7 protein-coding genes are annotated in these 9,103 nt (G+C 71.1%); 6 read left to right on the top strand and 1 reads right to left on the bottom strand.

Features of this window, described 5'->3' with window-relative positions:
* Positions 1-259 precede the first annotated feature (259 nt).
* Positions 260-760, bottom strand: a complete 501-nt coding sequence (gene bldD / locus ABCR83_RS28570; RefSeq protein ID WP_004948690.1) for a transcriptional regulator BldD — start codon at positions 758-760, stop codon at positions 260-262.
* A 223-nt stretch (positions 761-983) separates the two neighbouring features.
* Between bldD and pyrR the strand changes: the two genes are divergently transcribed.
* From pyrR to carB, 6 genes are all read left to right on the top strand, one after another.
* Entirely contained in the window at positions 984-1,547 is a 564-nt protein-coding gene (pyrR, locus tag ABCR83_RS28565) for a bifunctional pyr operon transcriptional regulator/uracil phosphoribosyltransferase PyrR (protein ID WP_462698111.1), read from the top strand.
* Between the two features lie 124 nt (positions 1,548-1,671).
* Positions 1,672-2,652 (top strand): aspartate carbamoyltransferase catalytic subunit, encoded by a 981-nt coding sequence (locus tag ABCR83_RS28560; protein ID WP_462698110.1) that lies wholly within the window; start codon positions 1,672-1,674, stop codon positions 2,650-2,652.
* Between the two features lie 106 nt (positions 2,653-2,758).
* A complete protein-coding gene (locus tag ABCR83_RS28555) occupies positions 2,759-4,045 on the top strand; it encodes a dihydroorotase (protein WP_462698109.1) in 1,287 nt (428 codons plus the stop codon).
* On the top strand, positions 4,042-4,629 hold the full coding sequence (locus tag ABCR83_RS28550) for a PH-like domain-containing protein (RefSeq protein WP_462698108.1): 588 nt from the start codon (positions 4,042-4,044) through the stop codon (positions 4,627-4,629). The genes ABCR83_RS28555 and ABCR83_RS28550 overlap by 4 nt, the downstream gene beginning before the upstream one ends.
* Entirely contained in the window at positions 4,626-5,795 is a 1,170-nt protein-coding gene (carA, locus tag ABCR83_RS28545; RefSeq protein ID WP_462698107.1) for a glutamine-hydrolyzing carbamoyl-phosphate synthase small subunit, read from the top strand. Before ABCR83_RS28550 ends, carA begins: the two co-directional genes overlap by 4 nt.
* Positions 5,788-9,099, top strand: a complete 3,312-nt coding sequence (gene carB, locus ABCR83_RS28540) for a carbamoyl-phosphate synthase large subunit (RefSeq protein ID WP_462698106.1) — start codon at positions 5,788-5,790, stop codon at positions 9,097-9,099. Before carA ends, carB begins: the two co-directional genes overlap by 8 nt.
* The last annotated feature ends 4 nt before the right edge of the window (positions 9,100-9,103 follow it).

Genomic DNA, 9,103 nt, shown 5'->3' with positions numbered 1-9,103 from the left:
CGGCCGGCCGGGGGGGGGGGGGGGGGGGGGGGGCTGCGGGGGGAGGGGGTTGGGGTGGTCGTGTTGGGCCCGGTGGTGGCGGTGTAGGGGGGGGAGCGGGGGGAGGCCGTGCTGGGTGGGTTGGGTGGGGGGGCCTGTTTCAGGGCGCCCAGGGCGAACTTTGGGCTATAATACCCCAACCCCGGGGGGGGGGGGAAAACAAGAAGGGTTTACCCCCCCCACGGCGGTTGGCGGTTTTTCCCAAGTGAGCCAAGTCCCGCTAAGCGTCTTCGTGCTGCACCGCGCGGCGGGCGTCGGCGTCGAGCACTCCCCAGCTGATCAGCTGCTCGGTGAGCACCGAGGGCGACTGGTCGTAGATCACGGCGAGGGTGCGCAGATCGTCCTGGCGGATCGAGAGGACCTTGCCGTTGTAGTCGCCACGCTGGCTCTGGATGGTCGCCGCATAACGCTGGAGCGGGCCCGCCTTCTCGGCCGGGACATGGGCGAGGCGTTCCAGGTCCAGCACCAGCTTCGGCGGCGGCTCGGCGGCGCCGCCCGGCGTGGTGCCGGGCAGCAGCTCCTGCACGGGCACACCGTAGAAGTCGGCCAGCTCGGCCAGGCGCTGCACGGTCACGGCGCGGTCGCCGCGCTCGTACGAGCCCACTACGACGGCCTTCCAGCGCCCCTGGGACTTCTCCTCGACACCATGGAGTGAGAGTCCCTGCTGGGTGCGGATGGCACGGAGCTTGGCCCCGAGCTGTTTGGCGTATTCGCTGGACATAAAGCTCCCCGGACGCTGTATTAACGTGCGGCTCCGCCGCGCGGCTGGTAACTCACTGTGAGGTTACGCAGCGTAATCTGACTTCGTCAAGCCGAATGGTCCGTGCCATCCGCCGTCAGGGGGGCCGGTGGGAGCCCAGAGGCGGTGCTGGTACGGTGGACCACGCAATTCCGACGTCCTTTAATGCCCGTCCCGTGAGGCGGAGAAGGGGGTCCGTTTAAACATGGACGCAAACACTCCCGCGCGGCCCGTGCTCGAAGCACCGGACATCGCCCGGGTTCTCACCCGCATCGCCCACGAAATCGTCGAGCGCGCCAAGGGCGCGGACGACGTGGTGCTTCTCGGCATTCCCACCCGCGGCGTCTTCCTCGCCCATCGGCTGGCCTCCAAGCTCGAGGAAATCACCGGCGCCAGGATGCTCGTCGGCTCTCTCGACATCACCATGTACCGCGACGACCTCCGGCTGCGGCCGGCCCGCGCGCTCGCCCGCACCGAGATCCCCGGCGAGGGGATCGACGGGCGGCTGGTGGTCCTCGTCGACGATGTGCTCTTCTCCGGGCGGACGATCCGCTCGGCCCTCGATGCGCTCAACGACATCGGCCGCCCGCGTGCCGTCCAGCTCGCGGTCCTCGTCGACCGCGGCCACCGCGAACTTCCGATCCGCGCCGACTATGTCGGCAAGAACCTCCCCACGTCGCTGCGGGAGACGGTCAAGGTCCAGCTCACCGAGGAGGACGGGCGCGACAGCGTGCTCCTCGGCGTGCGCGGGGCCGCCGCCGGGCGGTAGCCGCTCCCGGGCCCGTGATCCGGGCCCGTGGGCCCGCACGCCCGGCCCTGCCCCTGCACACCTCACCGCCCGGAGCACACCGGGGCGCAGGCCCCGCAACCTCCATCACAACGGAGCGAACCAGATGAAGCATCACCTCATCTCGGCCGCCGACCTCTCCCGCGACGACGCCGTCCTGATCCTCGACACTGCCGAGGAGATGGCCCGGGTCGCGGACCGGCCGATCAAGAAGCTGCCCACCCTGCGCGGCCGCACCGTGGTCAACCTCTTCTTCGAGGACTCGACCCGGACCCGCATCTCCTTCGAGGCCGCCGCCAAGCGGCTCTCCGCCGACGTCATCAACTTCTCCGCCAAGGGCTCCTCGGTCTCCAAGGGCGAGTCGCTCAAGGACACCGCCCTGACCCTGGAGGCGATGGGCGCGGACGCCGTGGTCATCCGGCACGGCGCCTCCGGCGCCCCGTACCGGCTGGCCAACTCCGGCTGGATCGACGGCGCCGTCGTCAACGCCGGTGACGGCACCCATGAGCACCCCACCCAGGCACTGCTGGACGCCTTCACCATGCGCCGCCGGCTGACCGGCCCCGACGCCGGGCTCGGGCAGGACCTGGACGGGCGCCGGATCACCATCGTGGGCGATGTGCTGCACAGCCGGGTCGCCCGGTCCAATGTCCTGCTGCTCACCACGCTGGGCGCCCAGGTCACCCTGGTCGCCCCGCCCACCCTGGTGCCGATCGGCGTCGAGCACTGGCCCTGCGAGGTCTCCTACGACCTGGACGCGGTGCTGCCCAAGTCCGATGCGGTGATGATGCTGCGCGTCCAGCGCGAACGCATGAACGCCGCCTTCTTCCCCACCGAGCGCGAATACGCCCGCCGCTACGGCCTGGACTCCGACCGGATGGCCCGGATGCCGGAGCACGCCATTGTGATGCACCCCGGCCCGATGAACCGCGGCATGGAGATCACCGCCGAGGTGGCGGACTCCGTCCGCTGCACCGCCGTGGAGCAGGTCGCCAACGGCGTCTCGATCCGGATGGCCGTCCTGTACCTGCTGCTGGGCGGCGCGGAACCCGCTGTCGCGGGACACCGTGCGGCGGCAGACCAATGACCGGGCCGACGCCAGTGCCGCCCACCGACCACCCGCGCCCTCGCCCCGCGATGGCGCCGACCGCCGGCCGCCGACGCGGCGGGTCCCCCGAGGAGACGCAGTGACCATGAGCAAGACCCTGATCCGCGGCGCCCGGCCGCTGGGTGGCGAACCACGGGACGTCCTCATCGACGGCGGGACCATCGCCGAGGTGGGCACCGGCATCGAGGCACCCGACGCGGCCGTGCTCGAGGCCGACGGCAAGATCCTGCTGCCCGGCCTCGTCGACCTGCACACCCACCTGCGCGAGCCCGGCCGCGAGGACTCCGAGACCGTCCTCACCGGCACCCGGGCCGCCGCCGTCGGCGGCTTCACCGCCGTGCACGCCATGGCCAACACCTTCCCGGTCGCCGACACCGCCGGGGTCGTCGAGCAGGTCTGGCGGCTCGGCAGGGAGTCCGGCTACTGCGACGTCCAGCCCATCGGCGCCGTCACCGTCGGCCTGGACGGCAAGAAGCTCGCCGAGCTGGGCGCCATGCACGATTCCGCGGCCGGGGTGCGGGTCTTCTCCGACGACGGCAAGTGCGTCGACGACGCCGTGATCATGCGGCGCGCCCTGGAGTATGTGAAGGCCTTCGACGGCGTCATCGCCCAGCACGCCCAGGAGCCGCGGCTGACCGAGGGCGCCCAGATGAACGAGGGCGTCGTCTCCGCCGAGCTGGGCCTGGGCGGCTGGCCCGCCGTGGCCGAGGAGTCGGTCATCGCCCGCGATGTGCTGCTCGCCGCGCACGTCGGCTCCCGGGTGCACATCTGCCACCTGTCCACCGCGGGGTCCGTGGAGATCGTGCGCTGGGCCAAGTCCAAGGGCTGGCACGTCACCGCCGAGGTCACCCCCCACCATCTGCTGCTCACCGACGAGCTGGTACGCACCTACAACCCCGTCTACAAGGTGAACCCGCCGCTGCGCACCGAGGCCGATGTGCTGGCCCTGCGCGAGGCGCTCGCCGACGGCACCATCGACTGCGTCGCCACCGACCACGCCCCGCACCCGCACGAGGACAAGGACTGCGAGTGGGGCGCCGCCGCCATGGGCATGGTGGGCCTGGAGACCGCGCTGTCGGTCGTCCAGCGGACCATGGTCGACACCGGCCTGCTGGACTGGGCCGGCGTCGCCGACCGGATGTCCTTCCGCCCGGCCGCCATCGGCCGCCTCGCCGGGCACGGCCGGCCGGTCGCCGCGGGTGAGCCCGCCAACCTCACCCTGGTCGATTCCGCATACCGTGGTGTGGTGGACCCCGCGGGCTTCGCCTCCCGCAGCCGCAACACCCCCTACGAGGGCCTCGAGCTGCCGGGGCGCGTCACCCACACCTTCCTGCGGGGCCGGGCGACGGTCGTGGACGGGAAGCTGACGTGACACCTTTGATCAACCTGGCGGACGGGCAGAAGTCGCAGGCCGTCACCGACTGGGCCGCGCGCGTCGGCTGGGTCGTGGGGCTGCTGCTCTTCATCGCGCTCCTCTACTGGCTGATGCGCGAGGGCTGGAAGTGGCGCGGCACGCTCCAGGGAGACCTCCCCGAACTGCCCGCCGCCCCCGGGGAGCCGGGGCCGGCCCTGCTCACGATGACCGGCCGCTACCACGGCTCGACCACTGCCGGCCAGTGGCTGGACCGCATCGTCGCGCACGGTCTCGGCGCCCGCAGCCGCGCCGAGCTCACCCTGACGGAGCAAGGCGTCCATATCGTCCGGCCCGGGGCCCGCGACTTCTTCATCCCCGCCGCCGCCCTGCGCGGCGCCCGTCTCGACAAGGGCATCGCGGGCAAGGTGCTCGCCGAGGGCGGCCTGCTGGTGCTCACCTGGGAGCACGGCGACCGGACCATCGACTCCGGATTCCGCTCCGACCGGGCGGCCGGGCACCCGGCCTGGGTCGAGGCAGTGACCACGCGGACCACCCGGATCGAGCACCACCAGAACGACAGCACCACGGAAGGCGCACGATGACGACCTCCCCCGAGGGGACCGGCAAGGTTCCCGCCGTACTCGTCCTGGAGGACGGCCGCACCTTCCGCGGCCGTGCCTACGGGGCCGTGGGGGTGACCTTCGGCGAGGCGGTGTTCTCCACCGGCATGACCGGCTACCAGGAGACCCTCACCGACCCCTCCTACCACCGCCAGGTGGTCGTCATGACCGCCCCGCACGTCGGCAACACCGGCGTCAACGACGAGGACCCGGAGTCCTCCCGGATCTGGGTGTCCGGCTATGTCGTGCGCGACCCCGCCCGCGCCCCCTCCAACTGGCGCTCCCGCCGCTCGCTGGACGAGGAACTGCGCCACCAGGGCGTCGTCGGCATCCGCGGCATCGACACCCGCGCCCTCACCCGCCACCTGCGCGAGCGCGGCGCCATGCGGGTCGGCATCTTCTCCGGCAACGCGCTGCCGGACGAGGGCACCATGCTGGCCGAGGTCCGCCAAGCCCCCGAGATGCAGGGCGCCGACCTGTCCGCCGAGGTGGCCACCAAGGAGGCGTACGTCGTCCCGGCGATCGGGCCCGACGGCGGAGCCGTCCCGATCGGCTCTGCGAGGTTCACCGTCGCCGCCGTCGACCTGGGCATCAAGGGGATGACCCCGCACCGGATGGCCGAGCGCGGCATCGAGGTGCACGTCCTGCCCGCCACCGCCACCCTCGAGGACGTCTACGCCGTCGGCCCCGACGGTGTGTTCTTCTCCAACGGCCCGGGCGACCCGGCCACCGCCGACCACCCGGTCTCGGTGCTGCGGGGCGTGCTGGAGCGCAGGACTCCACTGTTCGGCATCTGCTTCGGCAACCAGATCCTCGGCCGCGCCCTCGGCTTCGGCACCTACAAGCTCAAGTACGGCCACCGGGGCATCAACCAGCCCGTACAGGACCGTACGACCGGCAAGGTCGAGGTCACCGCGCACAACCACGGCTTCGCCGTCGACGCCCCGCTCGACCGGGCGACCGACACCCCCTACGGCCGTGTCGAGGTCTCCCATGTGTGTCTGAACGACAACGTGGTGGAGGGCCTCCAACTGCTCGACCGGCCGGCCTTCAGCGTCCAGTACCACCCCGAAGCAGCAGCGGGACCGCATGACGCGGCCTACCTGTTCGACCGCTTCGTGTCCCTGATGGAGGGCCAGCGTGCCTAAGCGCACCGACATCCAGTCCGTTCTGGTCATCGGCTCCGGCCCGATCGTCATCGGCCAGGCCGCCGAATTCGACTACTCCGGCACCCAGGCCTGCCGCGTCCTGAAGTCCGAGGGCCTGCGAGTCGTCCTGGTCAACTCCAACCCGGCCACCATCATGACCGACCCGGAGATCGCCGACGCCACCTATGTGGAGCCGATCACCCCGGAGTTCGTCGAGAAGATCATCGCCAAGGAGCGCCCCGACGCGCTGCTGCCCACCCTCGGCGGCCAGACCGCGCTCAACACCGCCATCTCCCTGCACGAGAACGGCGTCCTGGCGAAGTACGGCGTCGAGCTGATCGGCGCCAACGTCGAGGCCATCCACAAGGGCGAGGACCGCGACCTGTTCAAGGGCGTCGTCGAGGCCGTCAACGCCAGGACCGGCCACGGCGAGTCCGCCCGCTCGGTCATCTGCCACTCCATGGGCGAGGTCCTGGCAGGTGTGCAGACGCTGGGCGGCTACCCGGTCGTCGTCCGCCCCTCCTTCACCATGGGCGGCGCGGGCTCCGGCTTCGCGCACGACGAGGAGGAGTTGCGCCGCATCGCGGGCCAGGGCCTCACGCTCTCCCCGACCACCGAGGTGCTCCTGGAGGAGTCCATCCTCGGCTGGAAGGAGTACGAGCTGGAGCTGATGCGCGACAAGAACGACAACGTCGTGGTCGTCTGCTCCATCGAGAACTTCGACCCGATGGGCGTGCACACCGGCGACTCCATCACCGTCGCCCCCGCGATGACGCTCACCGACCGCGAGTACCAGGTACTGCGCGACATCGGCATCGCGATCATCCGCGAGGTCGGCGTCGACACCGGCGGCTGCAACATCCAGTTCGCGGTCAACCCCGAGGACGGCCGGGTCATCGTCATCGAGATGAACCCGCGCGTCTCCCGGTCCTCCGCACTGGCCTCCAAGGCCACTGGCTTCCCGATCGCGAAGATTGCCGCCCGTCTCGCGGTCGGCTACACCCTCGACGAGATCCCGAACGACATCACCGAGAAGACCCCGGCCTCGTTCGAGCCCACCCTCGACTATGTCGTGGTCAAGGCGCCCCGCTTCGCGTTCGAGAAGTTCCCGGCCGCCGACGCCACCCTCACCACCACCATGAAGTCGGTGGGCGAGGCCATGGCGATCGGCCGCAACTTCACCGAGGCGCTGCAGAAGGCGCTGCGCTCGCTGGAGAAGAAGGGCTCGCAGTTCGACTTCGTCTCCGAGCCCGGTGACAGGACGGAGCTGCTGGCGAAGGCCCAGGTCCCCACCGACGGCCGGATCAACACCGTCATGGCCGCGATCCGCGCCGGCGCCACCCGGCAGGAGGTCTTCGACGCCACGAGGATCGACCCGTGGTTCACCGACCAGCTCTTCCTGATCCAGGAGATCGCCGAGGAGCTGCGCGACACCGCCGAGCTGGAGCCGGAGCTGCTGGCCGAGGCCAAGCACCACGGCTTCTCCGACGCCCAGATCGCCGCGGTCCGCGGCCTGCGCGAGGACGTCGTCCGCGAGGTCCGCCACGCGCTCGGCATCCGCCCGGTCTACAAGACGGTCGACACCTGCGCCGCCGAGTTCGCCGCGAAGACCCCGTACTTCTACTCGTCCTACGACGAGGAATCCGAGGTCGCCCCGCGCACCAGGCCCGCGGTGATCATCCTCGGCTCCGGCCCCAACCGCATCGGCCAGGGCATCGAGTTCGACTACTCCTGCGTCCACGCCTCCTTCGCGCTCAGCGACGCCGGCTACGAGACCGTGATGGTCAACTGCAACCCGGAGACCGTCTCCACCGACTACGACACCTCCGACCGGCTCTACTTCGAGCCGCTCACCCTGGAGGACGTACTGGAGATCGTCCACGCCGAGCAGCAGGCCGGCCCCGTCGCGGGTGTCATCGTCCAGCTCGGCGGCCAGACGCCGCTCGGCCTGGCCCAGGCGCTCAAGGACAACGGCGTGCCGATCGTGGGCACTTCACCCGAGGCCATCGACCTCGCCGAGGAGCGCGGAGCGTTCGGCCGGGTGCTGACCGAGGCCGGGCTGCCCGCGCCGAAGTACGGCACCGCCTTCTCCTTCGAGGAGGCCAAGGCCATCGCCGCCGAGATCGGCTACCCGGTCATGGTCCGCCCGTCCTACGTCCTCGGCGGCCGCGGCATGGAGATCGTCTACGACGAGCCCTCGCTCGGCGGCTACCTGGAGCGGCACGCCGGACTGATCTCCGAACACCCGGTCCTCATCGACCGCTTCCTCGACGACGCCATCGAGATCGACGTCGACGCGCTCTATGACGGCCACGAGCTCTACCTCGGCGGCGTCATGGAGCACATCGAGGAGGCCGGCATCCACTCCGGCGACTCCGCCTGCGCGCTGCCCCCGATCACCCTCGGCGGCTTCGACATCAAGCGGCTGCGCGCCTCGACGGAGGCCATCGCCCAGGGCGTGGGCGTCCGCGGCCTGATCAACATCCAGTTCGCCATGGCCGGGGACATCCTCTACGTCCTGGAGGCCAACCCGCGCGCCTCCCGCACCGTCCCCTTCACCTCCAAGGCGACCGCCGTGCCGCTCGCCAAGGCCGCCGCCCGGATCTCGCTGGGCGCGACCATCGCCGAGCTGCGCACGGAGGGCATGCTGCCCGCGGCGGGCGACGGTGGCACCCTGCCCATGGACTCACCCATCTCCGTCAAGGAGGCCGTGATGCCGTGGAGCCGCTTCCGCGACGCCTCCGGCCGCGGCGTGGACACCGTCCTCGGCCCGGAGATGCGCTCCACCGGCGAGGTCATGGGCATCGACAGCGTCTTCGGCACCGCCTACGCCAAGTCGCAGGCCGGCGCGTACGGCGCACTGCCCACCAAGGGCCGCGCGTTTGTCTCCGTTGCCAACCGCGACAAGCGCTCGATGATCTTCCCGGCCCGGGAGCTGGTCGCCCACGGCTTCGAGCTGCTGGCCACCTCCGGCACCGCCGAGGTCCTCCGGCGCAACGGCATCAACGCCACCGTCGTGCGCAAGCAGTCCGAGGGGCCGGGTCCCCACGGGGAGAAGACGATCGTCCAGCTCATCCACGACGGCCAGGTCGACCTGATCGTCAACACGCCCTATGGCACCGGCGGCCGGCTCGACGGTTATGAGATCCGCACCGCCGCCGTCGCCCGCGCGGTCCCGTGCCTGACCACGGTCCAGGCGCTGGCCGCGGCCGTCCAGGGCATCGAGGCCCTCACCCGCGGCGATGTCGGAGTCCGCTCCCTGCAGGAACACGCCGGACAGCTGACCGCCGCCCGCGAGGCGTAAGGCG

This window comes from Streptomyces xingningensis (assembly GCF_054957865.1).
This window is presented reverse-complemented; position numbering and strand designations above follow the sequence as displayed.